This is a genomic window from Duganella sp. GW821-FHT07G03 (assembly GCF_059418605.1).
Genome location: NZ_JBWKQE010000013.1, coordinates 152809 through 177322, shown reverse-complemented (window position 1 = coordinate 177322; position 24514 = coordinate 152809). Strand labels below are relative to the sequence as shown.

Annotated in this window: 22 protein-coding genes; 21 read left to right on the top strand and 1 reads right to left on the bottom strand. The window is 63.7% G+C overall.

What is annotated here, in order from left to right; genetic code table 11:
* Window positions 1–254 precede the first annotated feature (254 nt).
* The 21 genes from AC07OK_RS18145 (at window position 255) to AC07OK_RS18045 (ending at window position 24044) form a co-directional block, all read left to right on the top strand.
* Complete coding sequence (locus AC07OK_RS18145; protein WP_494691609.1) at window positions 255–1019, top strand: PAS domain-containing protein; 765 nt, start codon at window positions 255–257, stop codon at window positions 1017–1019.
* A 199-nt stretch (window positions 1020–1218) separates the two neighbouring features.
* Window positions 1219–3465, top strand: a complete 2247-nt coding sequence (locus AC07OK_RS18140) for a M9 family metallopeptidase (protein ID WP_494691608.1) — start codon at window positions 1219–1221, stop codon at window positions 3463–3465.
* A gap of 631 nt (window positions 3466–4096) precedes the next feature.
* Entirely contained in the window at window positions 4097–4525 is a 429-nt protein-coding gene (gene mraZ, locus AC07OK_RS18135; protein WP_026335030.1) for a division/cell wall cluster transcriptional repressor MraZ, read from the top strand.
* A 9-nt stretch (window positions 4526–4534) separates the two neighbouring features.
* Window positions 4535–5509 carry a 16S rRNA (cytosine(1402)-N(4))-methyltransferase RsmH gene (gene rsmH / locus AC07OK_RS18130; protein WP_494691607.1) on the top strand — a complete coding sequence of 325 codons (975 nt, stop codon included), beginning with the start codon at window positions 4535–4537 and terminating at the stop codon, window positions 5507–5509.
* On the top strand, window positions 5506–5781 hold the full coding sequence (gene ftsL, locus AC07OK_RS18125) for a cell division protein FtsL (RefSeq protein ID WP_020705059.1): 276 nt from the start codon (window positions 5506–5508) through the stop codon (window positions 5779–5781). Before rsmH ends, ftsL begins: the two co-directional genes overlap by 4 nt.
* A complete protein-coding gene (locus AC07OK_RS18120; protein ID WP_494691606.1) occupies window positions 5778–7553 on the top strand; it encodes a peptidoglycan D,D-transpeptidase FtsI family protein in 1776 nt (591 codons plus the stop codon). The genes ftsL and AC07OK_RS18120 overlap by 4 nt, the downstream gene beginning before the upstream one ends.
* On the top strand, window positions 7550–9124 hold the full coding sequence (locus AC07OK_RS18115) for a UDP-N-acetylmuramoyl-L-alanyl-D-glutamate--2,6-diaminopimelate ligase (protein WP_494691605.1): 1575 nt from the start codon (window positions 7550–7552) through the stop codon (window positions 9122–9124). Before AC07OK_RS18120 ends, AC07OK_RS18115 begins: the two co-directional genes overlap by 4 nt.
* Window positions 9124–10509 (top strand): UDP-N-acetylmuramoyl-tripeptide--D-alanyl-D-alanine ligase, encoded by a 1386-nt coding sequence (locus tag AC07OK_RS18110; protein WP_494691604.1) that lies wholly within the window; start codon window positions 9124–9126, stop codon window positions 10507–10509. The genes AC07OK_RS18115 and AC07OK_RS18110 overlap by 1 nt, the downstream gene beginning before the upstream one ends.
* A gap of 2 nt (window positions 10510–10511) precedes the next feature.
* Window positions 10512–11681: a phospho-N-acetylmuramoyl-pentapeptide-transferase gene (gene mraY, locus AC07OK_RS18105; protein ID WP_152805082.1), complete on the top strand. Its 1170-nt coding sequence runs from the start codon at window positions 10512–10514 to the stop codon at window positions 11679–11681.
* Window positions 11681–13225: a UDP-N-acetylmuramoyl-L-alanine--D-glutamate ligase gene (murD, locus tag AC07OK_RS18100; RefSeq protein ID WP_494691603.1), complete on the top strand. Its 1545-nt coding sequence runs from the start codon at window positions 11681–11683 to the stop codon at window positions 13223–13225. The genes mraY and murD overlap by 1 nt, the downstream gene beginning before the upstream one ends.
* Window positions 13225–14445, top strand: a complete 1221-nt coding sequence (ftsW, locus tag AC07OK_RS18095; protein ID WP_445229511.1) for a putative lipid II flippase FtsW — start codon at window positions 13225–13227, stop codon at window positions 14443–14445. Before murD ends, ftsW begins: the two co-directional genes overlap by 1 nt.
* Window positions 14442–15509 (top strand): undecaprenyldiphospho-muramoylpentapeptide beta-N-acetylglucosaminyltransferase, encoded by a 1068-nt coding sequence (murG, locus tag AC07OK_RS18090; RefSeq protein ID WP_494691602.1) that lies wholly within the window; start codon window positions 14442–14444, stop codon window positions 15507–15509. Before ftsW ends, murG begins: the two co-directional genes overlap by 4 nt.
* The gene (murC, locus tag AC07OK_RS18085; protein ID WP_494691601.1) at window positions 15506–16897 is read left to right on the top strand and encodes a UDP-N-acetylmuramate--L-alanine ligase; all 1392 of its coding nucleotides are present in this window, start codon (window positions 15506–15508) and stop codon (window positions 16895–16897) included. Before murG ends, murC begins: the two co-directional genes overlap by 4 nt.
* 2 nt (window positions 16898–16899) lie before the next feature.
* On the top strand, window positions 16900–17859 hold the full coding sequence (locus tag AC07OK_RS18080; protein ID WP_494691600.1) for a D-alanine--D-alanine ligase: 960 nt from the start codon (window positions 16900–16902) through the stop codon (window positions 17857–17859).
* 8 nt (window positions 17860–17867) lie between these two features.
* On the top strand, window positions 17868–18659 hold the full coding sequence (locus AC07OK_RS18075) for a cell division protein FtsQ/DivIB (RefSeq protein ID WP_494691599.1): 792 nt from the start codon (window positions 17868–17870) through the stop codon (window positions 18657–18659).
* A 10-nt stretch (window positions 18660–18669) separates the two neighbouring features.
* Window positions 18670–19902, top strand: coding sequence for a cell division protein FtsA (ftsA, locus tag AC07OK_RS18070; protein ID WP_020705070.1), 1233 nt, complete (start codon window positions 18670–18672; stop codon window positions 19900–19902).
* Window positions 19903–20023: 121 nt separating this feature from the next.
* The gene (gene ftsZ / locus AC07OK_RS18065) at window positions 20024–21250 is read left to right on the top strand and encodes a cell division protein FtsZ (RefSeq protein ID WP_494691598.1); all 1227 of its coding nucleotides are present in this window, start codon (window positions 20024–20026) and stop codon (window positions 21248–21250) included.
* An 83-nt stretch (window positions 21251–21333) separates the two neighbouring features.
* A complete protein-coding gene (locus AC07OK_RS18060) occupies window positions 21334–21837 on the top strand; it encodes a peroxiredoxin (protein ID WP_332851344.1) in 504 nt (167 codons plus the stop codon).
* Window positions 21838–21916: 79 nt separating this feature from the next.
* Complete coding sequence (locus AC07OK_RS18055; RefSeq protein WP_494691597.1) at window positions 21917–23035, top strand: ImmA/IrrE family metallo-endopeptidase; 1119 nt, start codon at window positions 21917–21919, stop codon at window positions 23033–23035.
* Window positions 23032–23532, top strand: coding sequence for a DUF4411 family protein (locus AC07OK_RS18050; RefSeq protein ID WP_494691596.1), 501 nt, complete (start codon window positions 23032–23034; stop codon window positions 23530–23532). Before AC07OK_RS18055 ends, AC07OK_RS18050 begins: the two co-directional genes overlap by 4 nt.
* Window positions 23529–24044, top strand: a complete 516-nt coding sequence (locus AC07OK_RS18045) for an NADPH-dependent FMN reductase (protein ID WP_494691595.1) — start codon at window positions 23529–23531, stop codon at window positions 24042–24044. Before AC07OK_RS18050 ends, AC07OK_RS18045 begins: the two co-directional genes overlap by 4 nt.
* Here the strand turns inward: AC07OK_RS18045 and AC07OK_RS18040 are convergent.
* Entirely contained in the window at window positions 24038–24502 is a 465-nt protein-coding gene (locus AC07OK_RS18040; RefSeq protein ID WP_494691594.1) for a DUF2244 domain-containing protein, read from the bottom strand. The genes AC07OK_RS18045 and AC07OK_RS18040 overlap by 7 nt on opposite strands.
* Window positions 24503–24514: the final 12 nt, after the last annotated feature.

Genomic DNA, 24514 nt, shown 5'->3' with positions numbered 1-24514 from the left:
GATCGACACGCTGCTACCGTTTCCAAACTCTACGCAGAACTAGCCTTGTGTGGAAGGTGGAGCGGCTGGACGCTTACGTTAGACCGCAGCAGCCCAAGGAAGTTCAATTCAGTAGGATTCAGTAAAAAATTCAGCAGGTTTGCTAGAAGGAGGGCGGGGGTACACCCGGTGCGTGTATTCTCACAGCAAGGTTCCGGTGCGGGCAAGGATAAGGTAATATTGTTTATCTTATCACCTGGGCAACTGGAGGAGCGATGCAAAACGTCGAGCTGAATGCGATCGAAATCCTGTTCGATGAACTGAGCGATGTCGCCTTTTTCGTCAAGGACCGCGACGGCCGCTACCTGGCCGCCAACCGCACGCTGGTGCGCCGCTGCGGCCTGCGCACCAAGCAGGAAATCGTCGGCAAGACCGTGCTGGAAGTGCATCCGCGCCACCTGGCGCAGAACTACATGGCGCAGGACCGCGAAGTGATCGAGGCCGGCCACACCATCAGCAAGCATCTGGAACTGCACCTCTATCCCAACCGCCGCCACGGCTGGTGCCTGACCCACAAGACCCCGCTGCGCAACGACGCCGGCGCCATCGTCGGCCTGGTCGGCACCTCGCACGACCTCGGGCTGGCCGACGACCACCACCCGGTGTATCGCCAGATCGCCAGCATCGCCCAGCACATCCGCGACAACTACAAGGAGCCCCTGTGCCTGAACCAGCTGGCGCAGGAAGCCGGCCTGCCGCTGGCGCGGGTGGAGCGGCTGTTCCAGCGCGTGTTCCACTACAGCCCGCGCCAGCTGTTGCTGCAATCGCGGCTCAACGGCGCGCTGGCGCTGATCGAGGCCGACCAGAACCGCAGCATCGCCGACATCGCCAACGATTGCGGCTATTCCGACCATAGCGCCTTCAGCCGCCAGTTCAAGGCGCTGACCGGCATGACGCCGGTCCAGTACCGCGCCCAGCACCACGGCGCGCGCGCGCAGGCGGCGCCGGCCGTCTCCTTGTGGCAGGAACTGGGCGCCTGAAGCGCGTCCGCGTACGGGGAGTGTGGTTTTTCGGTGGCGGCGCTGTGCCGTTCCCGCACCCCCGGCTGTCTAAATAGACCGAACCGCCCGCGCGCCTCCGGTGCGCGCAATGCCCTGCAATCTTGTCAAGCTAGTATTTCCTTGCCGCCAAACCAATGCGGTACAGACCAATAACTATTCTTGAAGAAAAGAGGCAGACATGTCGTTATCGAGGAATATCCTGTATCTAGGCGGCCTATGCGTGGCCAGCCTGACCATCACCGCCCATGCAGACCAGGGCGGCGATCCTGCCGCGGACCAGCACGGCCGCCTGAAACAGGCACCCATGCCGCACCAGCGTCAAAACCTGCCGCCGTCGGTCGAGCAGCAGAAGTACCAGGTGGCGCCGACCACCAAGCCACGCTACGACTTGTTGCCGCGCTCGCAGCGCAACAGCCTGACGCCATTGAGCGCGACGCCGGAATGCAAGGACATGGGCAAGCTGGCCACCTACAGCGGCGCCGCGCTGGCCGACTACCTGGTCAACCTGCCGGACTACGAATGCACCTACGGCCTGTTCTCGCTGACGCCGGCGCAGGGCGCGACGGTCTACTCGGCCGCCAACATGAGCGCCATCGCCAGCCGCTTCGCGCAGGAGGCGGCCAGCTACAACGCCAGCAATATGGCGCTGGTCAACCTGACGCTGTACCTGCGCGCCGGCTACTACCTGGCCGAAGGCGGCACCATCGCCCAGCCGGCCCAGTCGGTGAAGACCGCGCTGCGCACACCGATCAAGCAGCTGGCAGACGGCACGGCGCTGTATGCGCCCAACGCGGTGGCCAGCAGCACCGCCGGCGAAGCGCTGCGCCTGATCACCAATATGCATGACGAACCGTTCTACCTGTCCAGCGTGAAGGCGCTGGTGCAGCGCTACACCAACAGCGCGAGCAACCCGAACGCGGTCGCCGGACTGCGCAACGCCAGCGCCAGCGGCGGCTTCACGTCGGCCTTGACGGTGATGTTCTACTCCCACTACCGTCCGGAAGGCACGCCGCTGCTGCAAAACGACCTGTCGTATGCGACCGCGCTGAACGCCTTCGTCACCTCCAACAAGGCGGCGCTGCTGGGCGACTACTACGGCTACCAGCTCAACGACGCCACCAACGAGGCGTTCCGCTTCATGCAGTATCCGGCGCTGAAGGCCGGCGTCAAGCCGATGGTGCAAGCCATGTTGTCGAGCTCGAGCATGACCGGCGCCGACAGCGACCTGTGGCTGGCGGCCGCCAGCGCCGTCAAGTACTACGACAACGACAATTGCGCCGAGTACGGCACCTGCGACTATGTCACCAAGCTGGCCAACGCCGTGCTCAAGTACAGCAAGGACTGCAGCCCGACGCTGCACATCCGCGCCCAGGACATGACGCCGGCGCAGATGCAGGACAGCTGCGACAAGCTGGCGGTGGAGGAGGGCTATGTGCACGAGATGTTGAAGACCAACCGCACGCCGGTGGCCAACGACAACAACACCTCGCTGGAGCTGGTGGTGTTCGACGACTACGCCAACTACAGCAAGTACGCCTCCATCATTTACGGCATCAGCACCAACAACGGCGGCATGTACCTGGAAGGCGAGCCTGACCAGCCCGGCAACCAGGCGCGCTTCATCGCCCACGAAGCCTCGTGGCTGCGGCCGGTGTTCCAGGTGTGGAACCTGGAGCATGAGTTCGTCCACTACCTGGACGGCCGTTTCGACATGCTGGGCGATTTCAACCTGGGCACCTCGGTGCCGACCGTCTGGTGGATCGAAGGCATCGCCGAATACATGTCGCTGAAGAATAACAACCAGGTGGCGATCGACATGGCGAAGACCGGCACCTACCGCCTGAGCCAGATCTTCGGCAACACCTACAGCATGAACGACTATGTGAACCGGGCCTATCGCTGGGGTTACATGGCGACCCGCTTCATGATCGAGAAGCACCGCGCCGACGTCGACGCCGTGCTGGGTGATTTCCGCGTCGGCGCCTACAGCACCTACCAGGACTTCATGGGCCGCATCGGCACCAGCTACGACGCCGAGTTCGCCGACTGGGTGAACAACGCCACCACCGCCGGCCAGCCGCCGCTGCCGGAACCGCAACTGCCGCGCTGCTCCTCGCTGACCTACCTGGGCAAGAACTGCGGCATCACCGGCCAGGCCTCGAGCAGCCAGGGCTATCTGTTCCTGATGGTGCCGGCCGGCGCCAAGAACGTCAAGATCTACAGCCGCGGCGGCAGCGGCGACGTCGACCTGTACATGGCGCTGGACCGCTATCCGACCGTGGCCTCGTACGACATGGTGTCGGCCACCGCCGGCAACGCGGAAAACCTGTACCTGCCCAATCCGGTGGCCGGCCACTGGTACTACATCATGCTGAAGGCTAAAACCAGCTACAGCGGCGTGACGGTGTATGCCACTTACGACTAATACTTGATTAAGAAGCACTTAAAACGGCAGCCGCACGGCTGCCGTTTCTGCTTTGCGGCGACGGATTTCGTATAATAGCGCTTGGCGGCACAGGCATGACTTGTCTATACAAGTTGGGCCGGTCCGTGGTAATGTCCAACAACGCACCCAGGTTTCCCCATCCGCTTAATTGCGCCGCCGGCGCGACTTGCCGCAAGAAATCCCCTCCGTCCGCACATTCCCCGTCCCGCCCAGCCCTTGTCTATTTGCTACCGCAATGTTGGCGATTTGCAACTATATGCATTTAATTCAATTATTTTATTCGGCTATTTTCACCGTTTTAGTGCGCTGAAACACATGTGCATAGATGAGGTAGCACATTCACTGTTTGTCATAAGTACTTAATTTGCCTGACTATTTTATTTCTACCCGGCTTCAAGGAATCGCGCTAAGTCCTTAATTTCATTACTAAAATCGCTGTTTCGTTTGCCTGAAAGCGCTTGACCACTATTCTTGCTTCCTCTAAAGTGGGCATCTGTGTGAAAAAGTGTCTTTTTGTGGGAAATTTCACCCGACTTAGCGGCGGGGGAAATGCAAACCGGAAAACGCCGATCATGCTCCGCTAACCCTACTGAGGTCAAAAGGTAATCCCGTGTTTCAAGGCGCGTCCGCAATCAATCTCGATGCCAAAGGCAGGATGTCTATCCCCGCCAAGCACCGTGACGCGCTCTCGATCCAGTGCGAAGGCCGCCTCACGCTGACCCGCCATCCCGATGGCTGCGTCATGCTGTTTCCCCGCCCCGTGTGGGAACAACACCGACAACAGATCGCCCAATGGCCGATGCAGGCCCGCGCCTGGCAGCGCATTTTCCTCGGCTACGCCACCGACGTCGAAATGGACACGGCCGGCCGCATCCTGATCTCGCCCGAGCTGCGCAACGCCGTCGGCCTCGAGCGCGAAGTCATGATGACGGGCATGGGTTCACATTTTGAAATCTGGGATGCCGCCAAGATGGCGGAAAAAGAGCAGCAGGCGATCGAAGCCGGCACCCCCGATGTACTCGCCAATTTCTCCTTCTAAGGCTCCGTGATGACAATGACATCGGTGCCGGAATTTCAGCATCGGACGGTGCTGCTAGACGAAGCGGTCGACGCGCTGGCGCTGGACGGCGCGCGCGCCGACGGCGTCTACGTCGACGGCACGTTCGGCCGCGGCGGCCACTCGCGCCTGATCCTGTCCAAACTGGGCGCCAAGGCGCGCCTGATCGCCTTCGACAAAGACCTGCAGGCGATCGCCACCGCCGAGCAGATCGCCGACCCGCGCTTCACCATCGTCCACGACAGCTTCGCCACCATGCACGCGGCGCTGGCCGAGCGCGGCGTGGGGCAGGCCGACGGCATCCTGCTCGACCTGGGCATCTCGTCGCCGCAGGTGGACGACGCCGCGCGCGGCTTCAGCTTCCGCAACGACGGCCCGCTCGACATGCGCATGGACACCACGCGCGGCATGTCGGCGGCGCAGTGGCTTGCCATCGAAACCGAACAGACACTGGAAAAGGTGATCAAAGAATATGGGGAAGAACGGTTTGCTTTTCAGATTGCAAAGGCGATTGTTGCTCGCCGGGCAGTCGAACCAATTTCAACCACACGACAGCTTGCCAGCATCGTGGCAGGCGCGGTCAAGACTCGGGAAAAGGGCAAGGACCCGGCCACCCGTACCTTTCAGGCTATCCGGATTTTCATCAATAAAGAGCTTGAAGACCTCGAGATCGGTCTGACCCAGGCCTGGAACAGCCTGGCGCCGGGCGGCATCATGGCCATCATCAGCTTCCACTCGCTGGAAGACCGCATGGTCAAGCGCTTCTTCGCCTCCAAGGCCAACGTCGAGCAACCGGACCGGCGCCTGCCGATCCGCGCGGTCGACCTGCCGCAGCCGGAGCTGAAGCTGCTGGCCAAGTTCAAGCCGTCCGAGGCCGAGATCGCCGCCAACCCGCGCGCCCGTTCGGCCGTGATGCGCGTCGCCCGCCGCCTGCCTTACCCCGCCACGGCGAAGGGCGCGGCATGAGCGGCAAGATCAACCTGGTGCTGGCCGCGCTGCTGGTGGCCTGCGGGCTGTCGCTGGTGAACGCCCAGTACCAGGCGCGCCACCTGTTCATCGAACTGGAACGCACGCAATCGCAGGCGCGCCAGCTCGACATCGAATGGGCGCAGCTGCAGCTGGACCAGTCGACCCTGGGCAAGCACGCCCGCATCGAGGAAATCGCCCGCCGCGACCTGAACATGACGCCGCTGACCGCGGCGCGCACCCAGTACCTGACGCCGGAAGGATCGAAATGAGCCGCGGCAGCAATGTGAACACCTCGCGCGTGGCCCGCTCCAAGGGCGTGCCGTTCTCCAAGAACCCGGTACTGGCGGTGCGTCTGCCGGTCTGGCGTTCGCGCGTGGTCTTGTTCGTATTGTTTGCCGCCTTCGCCGGCCTGGCCGCGCGCGCCCTGTGGCTGCAAGGCCTGTCGACCCAGTTCCTGCAAAAGCAGGGCGAGATACGCTACGCCCGCACCCTCGACCTGCCGGCCACGCGCGGCAAGATCACCGACCGCGACGGCCAGGTGCTGGCCTCCTCGGTGCCGGTCAAGGCCATCTGGGCGATCCCGGACGACGTCCAGGAAGCGCCGCCGGCCAAGCTCAAAGAGCTGGCGCGCCTGCTCGACATGAGCAACGCCGACCTGCAAAAGAAACTCGACTCCGACCGCGGCTTCGTCTACCTGAAGCGCCAGGTCGAGCAGGACATCGCCGACCAGATCACCAAGCTCGGTATCGACGGCATCCAGACCCGCAAGGAATACAAGCGCTTCTACCCGCAGGGCGAAGTGACGACCCACGTGGTGGGCTTCACCAACGTCGAAGACGCCGGCCAGGAGTCGATGGAGCTGGCGCAGCAGAAGACGCTGGTCGGCCAGCCGGGCAGCCGCCGCGTCATCAAGGACCGCCTGGGCCGCATCGTCGAGGACATCGAGTCGGTGCGCGAGCCGCACGACGGCAAGGACCTGACCTTGTCGATCGACAGCAAGATCCAGTACATCGCCTTCATGCAGGTCAAGGAATCGGTGGAGAAGTTCCACGCCAAGGCCGGCGCCGCCGTGGTGCTGGACGTGCACACCGGCGAAGTGCTGGCGCTGGCCAACTGGCCGACCTACAACCCCAACGACCGCACCAAGCTGACCGGCGAACAGCTGCGCAACCGCGTCATGACCGACACCTTCGAGCCGGGTTCCTCGCTCAAGCCGTTCACGGTCGGCCTGGCGCTGGACGAAAAGCGCATCACCCCGCACACCATGTTCGACACCGGCGCCGGTTCGATGGTGATCGCCGACCACGTGATCCACGACACCCACCCGCACTACCTGATCGACGTCCAGACCATCATCCAGAAGTCGTCCAACATCGGCACCTCCAAGATCGCGCTGGGCATGCCGCCGCAGGAAATGTGGGAGATGTTCACCAAGGTCGGCTTCGGCCAGCAGCCCAAGTGGGGCTTCCCCGGCGCCGTGGCCGGCCGCGTGCGTCCATATAAATCGTGGCGGCCGATCGAGCAGGCCAACATGAGCTTCGGCCAGGGCATCTCGGTGTCGCTGATCCAGCTGGCGCGCGCCTACATGATCTACGCCCGCGACGGCGACATCATCCCGCTGTCGTTCCAGAAAGTGACGGAGGCGCCGCACGGCACCCAGGTGGTCAGCGCCAAGACCGCCGCCGAGATGCGCGAGATGCTGGAGATGGTCACGCAGCCGGGCGGCTCGGCCGTCAAGGCCCAGGTGCCGGGCTACCGCGTCGGCGGCAAGACCGGCACCGCGCAGAAGTTCATCAACGGCCACTACTCGCAATCCAAATACATCGGCAACTTCGTCGGCATGGCGCCGATGTCGAACCCGCGCTTCATCATCGCCGTCATGATCGACGAACCGGGCGGCCCGGTGCACGTCGGCGGCGACGTCGCCGGCCCCGTGTTCTCCGCGCTGGCCGCCAACGCGCTGCGCGCCAAGAACATCACGCCCGATTCGACCCTTACCCATATCATCATTCCTGATAATGCATCACAGGAGAACCAGTGACCACTTCCGACTTCGACCCGCTGGCAATCGCCGCCGCCATCCGCAAGCTTGCGCCGTCCGCGCAGCTGGCTTCGGATTCGCGTCGCATCAAGCTGGGCGATGTGTTTTTTGCGTTTGCAGCTGACGCCGGCGACGCCGGCGACGGCCGCAGCTTCATCGCCAGCGCCGTCGAGCAGGGCGCCGCGCTGGTGGTGTTCGACCCGGCCGGCTTCACCTGGAACGACAGCTGGGCCGTCCCCTACATCACCGTTGAAAAGCTCAAGCAGCATGCCGGCGTGATCGCCCACGCCTTCTATGAACAGCCGGATGCGGCGATGTTCAGCGTCGGCGTCACCGGCACCAACGGCAAGACCTCCAGCGCCGTGTGGCTGGGCCACGCGCTGTCGCGCGGCGCCGAACCGGCCGCCGTCATCGGCACGCTGGGCGTGGGCCTGTTCCGCGCGCGCGGCGAAGTCGAATACGACGTCACCGGCTACACCACGCCGGACGCGGTGCTGCTGGCGCGCACGCTGGCCGGACTGCGCACGCAGGGCGCCGCCTCGCTGGCGATCGAAGTGTCGTCGATCGGCCTGGAACAAGGCCGCGTGGCCGGCATGCATTTCGACGTCGCGCTGTTCACCAACCTGACCCGCGACCACCTGGACTACCACGGCACGATGGAGGCCTACGAGGCCGCCAAGACCAAACTGTTCGACTGGCCCGGCCTGAAGACGGCGGTGGTCAACCTGGACGACCCGATGGGCTTGCGCCTGGTCGCGCATCTGCAGGCGAAAGCGCCGGCCGACGCGCCGTCGGGCGATATTCCGCTGATCGGCTACACGCTGCACGACAGCACCGCGCGCCCGGACATGCCCGGCGTGCTGATGCTGCGCGCCAGCCAGTTCCGCAGCAGCCGCAACGCCGGCACCGAATTCCACCTGGAGTGCCCGCTGGGCGTGGCGCTGGTCAAGACCCATTTGGTCGGCAACTTCAACATCAGCAACGCGCTCGGCGTGATGGGCGCGATGCTGGCCAAGGGCCTGGGCCTGCGCGCCGCCATCGAGGCGGTCGAAGCGCTGCTGCCGGCGCCGGGCCGCATGCAGCAGGTCGGCGGCCAGGACGCGCCGATGATCGTCATCGACTATGCCCACACGCCGGACGCGCTGGAAAAAACCCTGGCCGCGCTGCGCCCTGTGGCCACCGACCGCGGCGGCCAGCTGTGGTGCGTGTTCGGCTGCGGCGGCGACCGCGATCCGGGCAAGCGCCCGCAGATGGGCAAGATCGCGCAGATGGCCGACCACGTTCTGGTCACCAGCGACAACCCGCGCAGCGAAGATCCGCACGCCATCATCGAGCAGATCGTCGCCGGCATGGACCGCAACAACCCGGCATCGACCGTGCAGACGCTGGACGACCGCGCCGCCGCCATCCTGTCGGCAATCAAGCACGCCGCCAAGCCGGACGTGATCCTGCTGGCCGGTAAGGGCCACGAGCCGTACCAGGAAATCAAGGGCAAGAAACTGCCATTCTCCGACACCGACCACGCGCAGCTGGCGCTGTCGGCCCGCTTAACCATGATGAGGACGAATTGATGCGTGCAGCACTCGCACAGATTCTGCCTTCTGTGACCGGCGCCAAGCTGATTGGCTCCGGTGAAGTTGTATTTGGCGGCGTCTCCACCGACAGCCGCAACGTATTTGCAGGTTCGCTGTTCGTCGCCCTGCGCGGCGAGGTTTTCGACGCCCACGACTTCCTCGCGCAGGTCGCGGAGAAGGGCGCCGCCGCAGTCGTCGTGGAAGAACTGCCGGAGGGCTGGACCCTGCCAGCGATCGTTGTCCCGAACACGCTGGTGGCGCTGGGCCAGATCGCCAACCACTGGCGTCGCCAGTTCGCCATGCCCGTCATCGGCGTCACCGGCAGCAACGGCAAGACCACGGTCAAGGAAATGATCGCCGCCATCCTGGCCGCCGCCCACGGCGAAGAAGGCCGCCTGGCCACGCGCGGCAACCTGAATAACGAAATCGGCGTGCCGTTGACGCTGTTCCGCATGGAAGCGCAGCAGCAGTCGGCCGTGGTCGAACTGGGCATGAACCATCCGGGCGAGATCGGCCGCCTGAGCGCCATCGCCGCGCCGACCATCGCCATGGTCAACAACGCCCAGCGCGAACACCAGGAATTCATGCACACCGTGGAAGCGGTGGCGCGCGAGAACGGCGCCGTGCTGGCCGGCCTGCCGGCCGACGGCGTGGCCGTGTTCCCGCATGGCGACGAGTTCACGCCGGTGTGGGAAGAACTGTCGGCCGGCCGCCGCACGCTGCGCTTCGGCCTGACCAAGGATGCTGAAGTGAGCTGCACCTTCCGCGCCAATGATTTCGGCAACGAGATGTTCGTCACCATCCGCGAAGCTGAGGGCGAACCAGAGCAGTTCTTCGTCAACCTGCAAGCGGCGGGCGACCACAATGTGCGCAACGCGCTGGCCGCCGTGGCCTGCACGTATGCCGCCGGCATCGCGCTGGACAAGATTAAACTGGGCCTCGACACTTTCGCGCCGGTCAGTGGCCGTTTGCAGAAGAAGGCCGCGGCCAACGGCGCCGTCGTCATCGACGACAGCTACAACGCCAACCCGGATTCGGTGCGCGCCGCCATCGACGTGCTGTCCAAGGCCGCCGCCCCGCGCGTGCTGGTGCTGGGCGACATGGGCGAAGTCGGCACCCAGGGCCGCGAGTTTCACGAAGAAATCGGCGCCTACGCGCAGAGCAAAGGCATCGAACAGGTGCTGGTAACGGGCGAGCTGGCCGCGCATATGAAAGGCGCGTCCATCCGTCATTTTGAAAACTTCGGCGATTTGCTGGCTGCTGTCGAAGCAGCCGTCACGCCGGATGCAACCGTATTAATCAAGGGCTCCCGCTTCATGAAAATGGAACGGGTCGTGCAGCATTTGATTGGATCGCAACAAGCTAACAAGGAAAGTCACTAATCATGCTGCTCTGGCTCGCACAATATTTTCAGCAGGACCTCGGACCACTCAGGGTCTTCAACTTCATCACCTTCCGCGCGGTGTTCGCCACCGCGACGGCGCTGCTCATCGGCCTGTCGGCCGGACCGGCCGTGATCCGCAAGCTGACCGCCATGAAGTACGGCCAGGCCGTGCGCACCGACGGTCCGCAGACCCACTTGAAAAAACACGGTACCCCGACCATGGGCGGCGTGCTGCTCTTGATCGCCATCGGCGTCTCGACGCTGCTGTGGTGCGACCTGTCCAACCGTTTGATCTGGCCGGTGCTGATCGTCACGCTGGGCTTCGGCGCCGTCGGCTGGGTCGACGACTACCGCAAGGTGGTGCGCCAGGACCCTGAAGGCATGCGTTCGGCGGAAAAGTACTTCTGGCAGTCGCTGGTCGGCATCGGCGCCGCGCTGTACCTGGCGTTCTCGGTGTCCGCGCCCAACGCCGGCAAGGTGTTCGAGCTGTTCTTCGCCTGGGTGCAGTCCGGCTTCTCGATGGACCTGCCGCCGAAGGCCGACCTGATCGTCCCGTTCTTCAAGACCATCAGCTACCCGCTGGGCGTGTGGGGCTTCATCGCGCTGACCTACTGCGTCATCGTCGGCACCAGCAACGCCGTCAACTTCACCGACGGCCTGGATGGCCTGGCGATCATGCCGACGATCATGGTCGGCTCGGCGCTCGGCCTGTTCGCCTACCTGACCGGCAGCGCCACCTATTCGAAGTACCTGTTCATCCCGCACATTCCCGGCGCGGGTGAACTGATTATCTTCTGCGGCGCGCTGGCCGGCGCCGGCTTGGCCTTCCTGTGGTTTAACACCCATCCGGCCCAGGTGTTCATGGGCGACGTCGGCGCACTCGCGCTGGGCGGCGCGCTGGGCACCATCGCCGTCATCGTGCGCCAGGAAATCGTCCTGTTCATCATGGGCGGCATCTTCGTCGCCGAGACGGTGTCGGTGATTATCCAGGTGGGCTGGTTCAAGATCACCAAGAAGCGCTACGGCGTGGGCCGCCGCGTGTTCCTGATGGCGCCACTGCATCACCACTTTGAACAAAAAGGCTGGAAAGAGACCCAGGTCGTCGTGCGCTTCTGGATTATCACGATGATGCTGGTGCTGATCGGTCTCTCTACTTTGAAACTGCGCTGATGATCTACGACGGCAAAAACGCACTGGTACTGGGACTGGGTGAATCCGGTCTGGCGATGGCGCTGTGGCTCGCCCGCAGCGGCGCGCGCGTGCGCGTGGCCGATACCCGCGAAGCGCCTGAGCGCCTGCCGGCGCTGCGCGAAGCCGTGCCGGAAGTGGACTTCGTCGCCGGCCCGTTCGCTTCGGGCTCATTCGATCCTTCGCTGCTGGAAGGCGTGGACTTTGTCGCCGTCAGCCCCGGCCTGGCGCCGTACCGCGAACTGGCCGAGATCGCGCCAGCCGCCGCTGCCGCCGGCGTGCCGGTGTGGGGCGAGATCGAACTGTTCGCCCAGGCGCTGGAGTCGCTGGAGCATGAACGCGGCTACACGCCCAAGATCATCGCCATCACCGGCACCAACGGCAAGACCACCGTCACCACCCTGGTCGGCCAGCTGTGCGAACGCGCCGGCAAGACCGTGCGCGTGGCCGGCAACATCAGCCCCGCCGCGCTGGACGTGCTGCGCGAAGTGATGGATGCCGCGTCGGGTACCAGCGCGCTGCCCGAAGTGTGGGTGCTGGAGCTGTCGTCCTTCCAGCTGCAAACCACTTTCACGTTGGAGGCGGATGCCGCCACCGTGTTGAACGTGACCCAGGACCACCTGGACTGGCATGGCGACATGCCGTCCTACGCCGCCGCCAAGCACCGCATCTTCGCCGCCGACACCGTGCGCGTATTGAACCGCGACGATGCCACCGTGATGCGCATGGCCAGCGCCACCGGCGCCAACGTCACCTTCGGCACCGACGCGCCGACCTTGCGCGACGACCTTGGCCTGAACAGCGAACGCGGCGTGCTGTGGCTCGCCACCGCCGTGCCGTCGGAAGAAGAGGGCGAACCGAAGAAGCGCAAGAAGAACGATCCTCCTCCGCCACCGGTCGAATGCATGGTCAAGAACCTGATGCCGGCCGACGCGCTGCAAATCCGCGGCGTGCATAACGCCGCCAACGCGCTGGCCGCGCTGGCCCTGTGCCGCGCCATCGACCTGCCATTGGCGCCGCTGCTGCACGGCCTGCGCGAGTATCGCGGCCAGCCGCACCGAGTGGAACTGGTCAGCGCCATCAACGAAGTTGAGTACTACGACGACAGCAAGGGCACCAACGTCGGCGCCACCGTGGCCGCCTTGAACGGATTGGGCAAGACCTTCACCGGCGCCAACCAGCGCCTGGTGGTGATCATGGGCGGCGACGGCAAGGGCCAGGACTTCGCGCCGCTGGCCGAACCGGTATCGCGCTACGTGCGCGCCGTGCTGCTGATCGGCCGCGACGCGCCGCAGATCCGCGCCGCGCTGGAGGCATCGGCGGACCTGGGTTATGAAATCGAAGACTGCGGCACCGACCTGCCGCAAGCCGTCAAGCGCGCCAGCGAACTGGCGCAAGCCGGCGACGCCGTGCTGCTGTCGCCGGCCTGCGCCAGCATGGACATGTTCAAGAACTACGCGCATCGCGCCCAGGTGTTCATCGACACCGTGCGCGAGATCGCCCTCGATGCAGGACAGGAGCTCTGATGGCCTTCCAGATGCCGTTCCGCTTTGCTGACAAGTCGACGCCGCCGTCGATGGACAGCCGCGCGCGGCAATCGAAGATGATGGAGTACGACCAGCCGCTGGTCTGGGTCACGCTGCTGTTGATGCTGCTCGGGATGGTGATGGTGTATTCGGCCTCGATCTCGCTGCCCGATTCGCCCAAGTTCGCCAACTACGTGCGCTGGCAGAATACCTACTTCCTGCAACGGCAGGCGATGTTCATCGTCGTCTCGCTGCTGGCCGGCCTGTTCGTGTTCCGCATCCGCATCTGCGATCTGCAGAAGGCCGCGCCGTATCTGTTCATCGGCACGCTGGTGCTGCTGGTGATGGTGCTGATCCCCGGCCTCGGCGTGGTGGTCAACGGCGGCCGCCGCTGGCTGTCGCTAAAAGTCATCAACGTCCAGCCGTCGGAGCTGATGAAAGTGGTCGCCGTGCTGTACGCCGCCGACTACACCGTGCGCAAGCAGGAATACATGCACAAGCTGACCAAGGGCTTCCTGCCGATGGCGGCGGCGGTCGGTTTCGTCGGCCTGTTGCTGCTGCTCGAACCCGACCTGGGCGCCTTCGGCGTGATCGTCTGCATCGCCATGGGCATCCTGTTCCTGGGCGGGATCAACGCCATCTGGTTCGGCGGCATCGGTGCCGTGCTGGTGGTGATCTTCGGCTCCATCATCGCGCTGTCGAAATTCCGCCGCGAGCGCTACTTCGCCTACCTCAATCCGTGGGAAGAAGACAATGCACTGAACAAGGCCTACCAGCTGACCCACTCGCTGATCGCCTTCGGGCGCGGCGAGATCTTTGGCGTTGGCCTGGGCGGCAGCGTGGAAAAGCTGCACTACCTGCCGGAAGCGCATACCGACTTCCTGCTGGCGGTGATCGGCGAGGAACTCGGCCTGGCCGGCGTGCTGGTGGTGATCGCCATGTTCTACTGGCTGATCAAGCGCGCCTTCGACATCGGCCGCCAGGCCATCGCCATCGACCAGACCTTCGCCGGCCTGACGGCCAAGGGCATCGGCATCTGGATCGGCGTGCAGACGTTTATCAATATGGGTGTCAACCTTGGCCTGCTGCCGACCAAGGGCTTGACCTTGCCGCTGATGAGCTATGGCGGCACGGGTGTGGTAATTAACTGCATCGGACTCGCGATCCTGCTCCGGATCGACTACGAGAACCGGGTCCTGATGCGTGGTGGCAGACTATGAAACGATTGATGATCATGGCGGCCGGCACCGGCGGTCACATTTTCCCCGGCCTGGCGATCGCGCAGACGCTGCGCGCACGCGGCTGGGAAGTGACCTGGCTGGGCACCGCCGCCGGCATGGAACAGGAGCTGGTGCCCAAGCACGGCATCGCGATGGACAGCATCGACTTCACCGGCATGCGCGGCAAGGGCTTGAAGCACTCGCTGGGCGGCGCGCTCAAGATGGTCAAGGCCTTCGCCGCCTGCTTCGGCTACATCGGCAGCCGCAAGCCGGACGTGGTGCTGGGCATGGGCGGCTACGTCACCGTGCCGGGCGGCCTGATGGCGCGCCTGCGCGGCGTGCCGCTGGTGCTGGTCAATGCCGACGCCGCGCTGCTGCTGTCGAATAAAACGCTGGTGCCGTTCGCCGAGCGCGTGTGCTTCGGCTTCCCTGCCAACTTCGGCAAGGCCGCCGGCAAGGCCGTTGTCACCGGCAACCCGGTGCGCAAGGAGATTCTGGACATGCCCACGCCGGACCTGCGTTTCTTCGGCCGCGAAGGTCCGTTGCGCATCCTGGTGGTGGGCGGCAGCCTGGGCGCGAAGGCGCTGAACGACAACCTGCCGGCCGCGCTGGCGCTGATCCCGGCCGCGCAGCGTCCGCAGGTGACGCACCAGTCGGGCAAGAAGAACATCGATGCGCTGCGCGCCGCGTATGCACAGGCGGGCGTGGAAGCGAACGTGGTCGACTTCATCGACGACATGGCCGCGGCCTACAGCCACGCCGACTTGGTGATCTGCCGCGCCGGCGCGATCACCGTGTCGGAACTGACCGCCGCCGGCGTGGCCAGCGTGCTGGTGCCGCTGGTCGCATCGACCACCAGCCACCAGCGCGACAACGCGCAGTGGATGGCGAAACAAAACGCGGCGATTCACATGCCGCAATCGGAAATGAGCGCGCAGAGTGTAGCGACGTTGTTGGAAACGCTGACCCGCGGCGCCTGCCAGACCATGGCAATGGCGGCGCGCAGTGTCGGCAAACGCGATGCGAACGACGCTATCGCACAGGTATTGGAACAACTAACATGAAGCACAAAGTACAGAATATTCACTTCGTCGGCATCGGCGGCAGCGGCATGAGCGGCATCGCCGAAGTGCTGCTGACGCTCGGCTACACCGTGTCCGGTTCGGACCTGGGCAGCAACGCCGTCACGCAGCGCCTGGCCGGCATGGGCGCCACGGTGTTCCAGGGCCACGCCGCCACGAACATCGGCGACGCCGACGCCGTCGTCACCTCGACCGCCGTCCAGCAGGACAATCCGGAAGTGGTGGCTGCGCGCAGCCGCAAGATCCCCATCGTTCCGCGCGCCGTCATGCTGGGCGAGTTGATGCGCCTCAAGCGCGGCATCGCCATCGCCGGCACGCACGGCAAGACCACCACCACCAGCCTGGTCGCATCGGTGCTGGCGCAGGGCGGCCTCGATCCGACCTTCGTCATCGGCGGCCGCCTGACAGCCGCCGGCGCCAACGCCAAGCTGGGCACCGGCGACTACCTGGTGGCCGAAGCCGACGAATCGGATGCATCGTTCCTGAACCTGACGCCGATGATCGAAGTCATCACGAACATCGACGCCGACCACATGGAGACCTACGAGCACGATTTCGAAAAGCTCAAGCAGGCCTTCGTCAGCTTCACGCACCGCCTGCCGTTCTACGGCCGCGCCATGCTGTGCATCGACGACCAGCATGTACGGGCCATCCTGCCGCAGGTGACCAAGCCTGTGACCACCTACGGCTTCCACGAAGACGCCGAAGTACGCGCCGTGAACGCCCGCGCGGTCGGCGTCGAGATGCACTTCACCGTGATCCAGGAAGGTTATCCCGACCTCGACGTGGTGCTGAACCAGCCCGGCCTGCACAACGTGCAAAACGCCTGCTCGGCCATCGCCATCGCGCGTGAAATCGGCATCGAAGACAAGGACACCCAGGCCGGCCTGGCCGCCTTCGCCGGCGTCGGCCGTCGCTTCACCAAATACGGCGATGTGGCGATTCCCGGCGGTGGCACCTTTACGCTGGTGGACGACTTCGGCCACCACCCGCTGGAAATGGACGTGACCACCGCCGCCGCGCGCGCCGCCTATCCCGGCCGCCGCCTGGTGCTGGCCTTCCAGCCGCACCGCTACAGCCGCACGCGCGACCTGTTTGAAGATTTCGTCAAGGTGCTGGGCACCGTCGACGTGCTGGTGCTGGCCGAAGTCTACGCCGCCGGCGAAGCGCCTATCGTGGCCGCCGACGGCCGCGCGCTGGCGCATGCGCTGCGCGCACGCGGCAAGACCGAACCGATATTTGTAGAGGCGATCGGCGATATGCCGGAGACCATCATGAGTGTGGTGCGCGACGGCGACGTCGTCATGACCATGGGCGCAGGCTCGATCAGCGGCGTCCCTGCCAAACTGACTAACTATCCAAAGGTCTGAAAGTGAATCACCTTACTCCTGTTGACGCAAAAGCTTACGGCAAAGTCGGCGTGCTGTACGGCGGCCGTTCCGCCGAGCGCGAAGTCTCCATCATGTCCGGCAACGGCGTGCTGGCAGCCCTGCAAAGCAAGGGCATCGACGCCCACCTGTTCGACACCGGCGTGCGTACGCTGGCCGAGCTGGCCGGCGAAAAATTCGACCGCGTGTTCATCGCGCTGCACGGCCGCTTCGGCGAAGACGGCAGCCTGCAAGGCGCGCTGGAACTGCTGGGCATTCCCTACACCGGCAGCGGCGTGATGGCCAGCTCGGTGGGCATGGACAAGATCACCACCAAGATCGTCTGGCTGGCCGCCGGCCTGCCGACACCGCGCTACGCGGTGCTCAACGCGAGCTCCGACCTGGCCGCCGTGTGCGCCGACCTGGGCCTGCCGCTGATCGTCAAGCCGCCGCATGAAGGTTCGACCATCGGCATCACCAAGGTCAGCGCCGCCGGCGAATTCAAGGCCGCTTTCGATATCGCCGCCGCGCTGGACGACTCGGTGCTGGCCGAGGAATTCGTCACCGGCCGCGAGTTCACGGTCGCCATGCTGGGCTCCGGCGCCACCGCGCGTCCGCTGCCGGTGGTGGAGATCGTGGCCCCGCAAGGCAATTACGATTACCAGAACAAGTACTTCACCGACGACACCAAGTATTTCTGCCCGGCCGTGCTGCCGGAAGCGCTGACGCAGGAGATGCAGCGCCTGGCCGTGCTGGCCTACCGCGCCATCGGCTGCGAGGGCTGGGGACGGGTCGACTTCCTGCTGCGCGAGAGCGACCAGAAGCCCTTCCTGCTGGAAGTGAACACGTCGCCGGGCATGACCGGCCACTCGCTGGTGCCGATGGCGGCGCGCGCGGAAGGCATCAGCTATGAAGACCTGTGCGTGGAAATCCTGCGCACGGCGCGCCTGAAGATGAAGGGCTGAGTAACACGATGTGGCAAGACGCTAAAGCCTTGAATGCGACCGCCAGCGGCATTTTCGTCCTGACGCTGTTGGCATGCATCGCGGCAGGCGTGTGGTGGGTGGCGCAGCGGCCGATGTTTACGTTGCGCACCATCCGTATCGAGACGATCGGGCAGGAAGAGTTAAGGCATGTGAACCACCTGACGCTGCGTAACAGCGCGTTGGGCCGCATCAAGGGTAACTTCTTCACGACGAATCTGGATGCGGTGCGCCAGGCGTTTGAATCGGTGCCCTGGGTACGCCGCGCGACGGTGCGCCGCGAATGGCCGGACCAGCTGATCGTGGCGCTGGAAGAGCATGAGGCACTGGGCACGTGGGGCGAGGACGGAAGGCTGTTGTCGACCAAGGGCGAGTCGTTCACCGCCAACCTGGCCGAGGCGGAAGAGGACCATGTGTTGCCGGAGTTCGACGGACCGGAAGGCAGCGAGAAGGAAGTGCTGTCGCGTTACGACGAGCTGCGCACCTGGTTCGCGCCGCTCAAGCTGGTGCCGGAGTCGTTATCGCTGTCGGGGCGCTATGCATGGACGGTGAAGCTGAATAACGGCATGAGCGTGGCGCTGGGTCGGGAACAGACCAGCACCACATTGAAGGAAAGGGTGGACCGCCTGATGGGAATTTATCCGCAGTTGGTGGAGCACTTGCAGAACATCGAGACCATCGATATGCGTTACCAGAATGGGCTGGCACTGAGTGCGACGGGATTGAAGATTCCGGCCGAGGGAGCCAAGCCAAAACCGATCGTGAAGAAAAAAATACAGTAGGCAGAGATAAATGACTAAAGACGCTAAAAACCTGATCGTTGGCCTCGACATCGGCACCTCGAAAGTGGTGGCCGTGGTGGCCGAGGTGATGGGCGATGGACGCCACGAGGTGATCGGGCTGGGCCAGCACGAATCGAAAGGCCTGAAGAAGGGCGTGGTGGTCAACATCGAAGCGACCGTCGAATCGATCCAGCGCGCGCTGGAAGAAGCGGAGCTGATGGCCGACTGCAAGATCCGCAATGTCTACGCCGGCATCGCGGGCAGCCATATCCGCAGCTTCAATTCCAGCGGCATGGTGGCCATCAAGGACAAGGAAGTGACGGCCACCGACGTGGCGCGCGTCATCGAAACGGCAAAGGCGGTTAACATTCCGACCGACCAGCAGCTGCTGCACACGGTACCGCAAGAATTCATCGTCGACAGCCAGGAAGATGTGCGCGAACCGATCGGCATGAGCGGCATCCGCCTGGAAGTCAAAGTCCACATCGTCACCGGCGCCGTGTCGGCGGTGCAGAACATCGTCAAGTGCGTGCGTCGTTGCGGCCTCGAAGTGTCCGACCTGATCCTGCAGCCGATGGCCTCGGCCGACGCCGTGCTGACGCCGGACGAGAAGGAACTGGGCGTGGTGCTGATCGACATCGGCGGCGGCACCACCGACGTCGCCGTGTTCTCGGACGGCGCGATCCGCCACACCGCCGTGATCCCGATCGCCGGCGACCAGATCACCAACGACATCGCGATGGCGCTGCGCACCCCGACCTCGGAAGCGGAAGAGATCAAGATCCGCTACGGCGTGGCCAAGCAGGTGCTGGCCGATCCGGGCGAATCGCTGGAAGTGCCGGGCCTGGGCGACCGCGGTCCGCGCAATCTGTCGCGCCAGGCGCTGGCCGCCGTGATCGAGCCGCGCGTCGAAGAGCTGTTCGCCATGGTGCACCAGGTGGTGCGCGAGTCCGGCTACGAAGGCGTGCTGTCGTCGGGCATCGTGCTCACCGGCGGCACCGCGATCATGCCGGGCATGGTCGAGATGGCGGAAGACATATTCCTCAAACCGGCGCGCCTCGGCACGCCGGACTACCGTGGCCAGCTGGCCGACGTGGTGCGCAGCCCGCGCTACGCGACCGTGCTTGGCCTGTTGTTGGAAGCGAAAAAGCAGTACCTGCGTGGCCATATCGTTACGCGTCAGGATGGTTCGGTGAAGGCAGTATGGCAGCGCATGAAAGAATGGTTCTTGGGTAATTTCTGAAGCACTTTGCAGTAAAAAATTAGCTAAACTTTTTATATTAAAACCGCAGTTTTCAATCCCCAGTTCTTCTAACGATATGAGGACTGGCGCTTGAAAACCGCATTCTGATAGGAGTCACATCATGGAGTTTGATATGGTCGATAACGCAGCTTTGGGCACCGTCATCAAGGTCGTCGGAGTCGGCGGCGCAGGTGGCAACGCAGTTCAACACATGATCAACAAGGGTATGTCGGGCGTCGAGTTCATCGCCGCCAATACCGATGCGCAGGCGCTGTCGACCTCCAAGGCCGACAACGTGATCCAGATCGGCGAGACCGGCCTGGGCGCCGGCATGAAGCCCGACGTCGGCCGCAAGCTGGCCGAGGAATCGCGCGCGCGCATCGAAGACGCGCTGCGCGGCGCGCACATGGTGTTCATCGCCGCCGGCATGGGCGGCGGCACCGGCACCGGCGCCGCACCGATCGTGGCGGAAATCGCCAAGTCGCTCGGCGCGCTGACCGTGGCCGTGGTGTCCAAGCCGTTCTCGCATGAAGGCCAGAAGTGCATGGACATCGCCGACGAAGGCCTGGAGCAGCTGTCGGCCCACGTCGACTCGCTGATCGTGATCCTGAACGAGAAGCTGGAAGAGATCTACGAAGACGAATCGCTGATCGACTGGCTGCAACACGCCGACGATGTGCTCAACAACGCCGTTGCCGGTATCGCCGAGATCATCAACGTGCCGGGCCACATCAACGTCGACTTCAACGACGTCAAGACCATCATGGGCGAGCAGGGCAAGGCCATGATGGGCACCGCGACCGCGTCCGGCGTCGACCGCGCGCGCATCGCCGCCGAGCAGGCCGTGGCGTCGCCGCTGCTGGACGGCGTCGACCTGTCGGGCGCCCGTGGCGTGCTGGTCAACGTGACCGCGTCGCGTGGCCTGAAGGGTAAGGAGATCAAGGAAGTCATGGCCGCCGTGCGCGCCTTCGCCGCGCCGGACGCGTCGATCGCCCAGGGTATCGCCTACGACGACAACATGGGCGACGACATCCGCGTCACCGTGGTCGCCACCGGCCTGGGCAAGGCCAAGAAGCACGTGCAGCTGGTTCCTCAGCAAATGCTGCGCACCGGCACCCACAACAGCCCGATGATGCCATCGGCTGCACTGGGCGGCGGCGCCGCTTCGTCGTCGGTCTCGATGGGCGCGACCAGCGGCATGGGCGGCGGTGCATCGCCGGCCTTCGACGGCATGAAGGCGCCGGCCGTATGGCGTCGCGAATCGGCTTCCGAGCAGGTGCGCGCGATGGAAAAGAACGGCATGGAAACCTACGACATTCCTGCCTTCCTGCGCAAGCAGGCGGATTAAGGCATACTGCTCGCTCTAAGCCGGTGAAAGCCGCGCCTAGGCGCGGCTTTTTTACGTTAAACATTTTATAAAAGGAGTCATTCATGACCATCAAGATTGGCGACACCCTGCCAGAAGGCACCCTGTCCGAATTCATCGAAACCGAAACCGAAGGTTGCTCGCTGGGCCCGAACACGTTCAACGTACAAGACCTGGTCAAGGGCAAGAAGATCGCGATCTTCGGCCTGCCAGGCGCCTACACCCCGACCTGCTCGGCACAGCACGTGCCAGGCTACGTCAAGCATGCCGCCGACCTGAAAGCCAAGGGCGTCGACGAAATCTGGTGCATCTCGGTCAATGACGCCTTCGTCATGGGCGCGTGGGGCCGCGATCAGAAAGCCACCGGCACCGTCCGCATGATGGCCGACGGCAACGCCGCCTACTCCAAGGCCCTGGGCCTGGACGCCGACTTCAGCAAGTTCGGCATGGGCACCCGCTCGCAGCGCTACTCGCTGCTGGTTGAGAACGGTGTTGTCACCCAACTGAACATCGAACAGGGCGGCAAGTTCGAAGTCTCGAACGCCGAGACCCTGTTGGCCCAGGCGTAAGCGCCGGACTGGCTGGATGCAGTAAAAAAACGGCGCCGCGGCGCCGTTTTTGTATTAATCTCACAATATGACTCAAGCCTTGATCAATCCAGCTTTGATGACATGGTCCCGCCGCAGGGCCGGGCTAACTCAAGCTGAACTCGCTGAAAGCATTCCCGTCAAAGAGGAAAAGGTGCTGGCTTGGGAAACGGGCGAGAGCAGGCCGACATTCCGCCAAGCGCAACAATGGGCTGACCGCGCTCATATTCCTTTCGGCTTCCTGTTCCTGAAAGCGCCGCCGCAGGAGGCGTTGCCTCTTCCCGACCTGAGAACGGTCGGTAGCGATACACCAGAAAGTCCAAGTATCGATTTGCTCGATACGATACGCGAGGTGCTGCGCAAGCAAGCCTGGTATTTCGATTATCTGGCCGAGCAGGAGCGTGAGGCGCTTCCTTTTGTCGGCAGGTTTAGTAGCGCTGATGCGATCGAAGATGTCGTTGCAGACATCCGTCGGGTGCTGGGCGTTCAGGCTCCGTTTAGAAGAGGCGGAGATGAATATATGCGGCAATTGGTGGCCGGTGCCGAGGCTGCGGGCATACTCGTAATGCGCAGTGGAATTGTGGGGGCGAATACCCATCGCAAACTGGATGTCGGCGAATTCCGGGGCTTTGCCATCAGCGACAGATACGCTCCTGTTGTTTTCATTAATATCGCGGATGCGCCGACGGCGAGGCTGTTCACATTGATCCATGAACTTGCGCATATCTGGATTGGAAGTAGCGGGATTTCCAGTGCGTCGCCAGCGGACAGCCGGAAAACAGAGACCTTCTGCAATGCCGTGGCGGGTGAGTTTCTAGTTCCGGAGTTGCTGTTCCGTGAGAGCTGGAAGCATGCTGTTAATTGGATAGCGCAGTTGACGGAGTTGGCTGCTAGCTTCCATGTCAGCAAGCTGGTCATCGCTCGCAGAGCTTGTGATCTGGGGTTCATTTCCCGCGACACCTATGTTGCATTCTATCTGGCGGAATTAAAGGCATATCGGGACCAGAAGGGCGGTGGCGGGAACTTCTACCACAGCGCAGAGGGCAAGAACAGCAAGCCATTCAGCCGGGCGGTCTTGTCTGAAGCATTAAGTGGACGCTTGCTGCTGCGTGAAGCCGGGAAGCTGCTTGGTGTCCAGCCGGCCAAAGTCCGTACTTATGCTGAAAAGACGGACGAATGAGGTATCTGCTCGATGCCAATACGTTTGTGGAAGCTAAAAATCGTTATTACAACATGACGGTCTGTCCGGCGTACTGGGAATGGATACTTCAAAAATACGACTCCAATGATGTGGCAAGCATCTCGATGATAGGCGATGAATTAAAGCGAGGTGACGATGAGCTCGCCTCATGGGTTAGAAGTCATCCGGGGTTGTTTGAGGCTGTTGACGATGAGAGCACGCAAGCCTGCTTCGTCAACGTTGTCGAGTTTGTCGCCTCGAAAGCGCATCGGATGAAGGTTGGTGCTGTCGAAGATTTCCTTTCCGGCGCGGACCCATGGCTGATTGCCAAAGCTATGGCGACCAGTGCCACTGTGGTGACTCATGAACGTCACCACGCCGACGTCGTCAAGAAATTCCTCATTCCAAATGTGTGCGAAGCCTTTGGTGTCGCATGGATGAATACCTTCGACTTGCTTTACAAGTTAGAGGCACGTTTTGTTCTACCGGGTGGATGATGCGAGTTCTGGCTATTTCCGGCAGCCTGCGCGCTGCCTCTATCAACTCGATGTTGTTACGCGTAATGGCCGATGTGGCGCCACCGGGTATTGAGGTGCGGCTGTACCACGGGCTGGGCCAGCTGCCGTTGTTTAACCCGGATATCGCCGAGCTGCCGCCGGTGGTGGCCGCGCTGCGCGAGGCCTTGCTGGCCGCCGATGCGGTGGTGATCGCCAGCCCGGAATATGCGCACGGCGTGACCGGCGCGATCAAGAACGGCCTCGACTGGATGGTGGGCAACGAGACCTTCATTGACAAGCCGGTGGCGCTGCTGAACGCTTCGCCGCGCGCCACCCATGCCTATGCATCGTTGCGCGAAACCATCACCGTGATGTCGGCCCGCGTGGTGGAAGCGGCGTCGATCACCTTGCCGCTGCTGGGCGCTAATTTGAGTGAAGAAGCGATGCGCGCCGATCCGCAAATCTGCGGCATGCTGCGCGCGGCCTTGCTGGCCTTGAAGGCCGATCAATAACCCTGCACCCGCAGGCAGGCGGCCAGTTCATCGGCCAGCCGACGCCGCTGGGCCGGGCCCAGGAAGCGGCCGACTTCGATCTGTTCGCCACGGTCTTCCAGTTGGATCAGATCGCCGTCGCGATGCGGTGGCAGAAGGCGGGTGGTGCGTGGATGCAGCCGCAGCTCGTTGCGCTGGCGGCCCCGGCGCTGCGCCACCACGATGACGCCGGGCGAAATATCGATACGGTCATAGTCGTCGCGATGGCGCGCGCAGTAGCGCAGGCAGGCCGCCAACCCCGCCTGTTCCAGCGTGGCATAGACCAGCACATACCAATAGCCCTGCCACAGGAAAGCCAGCGCCACCAGCGCCGACGGCACGCACAGCGTCACGAACACCAGCGCCAACTGGCGCTGGGTCAGTGTGCAGCGGCGCTCCAACAGCCAGCTGCGCGGTTCGGATGGCACATCGCGCGGCATCGCATGCTCCGT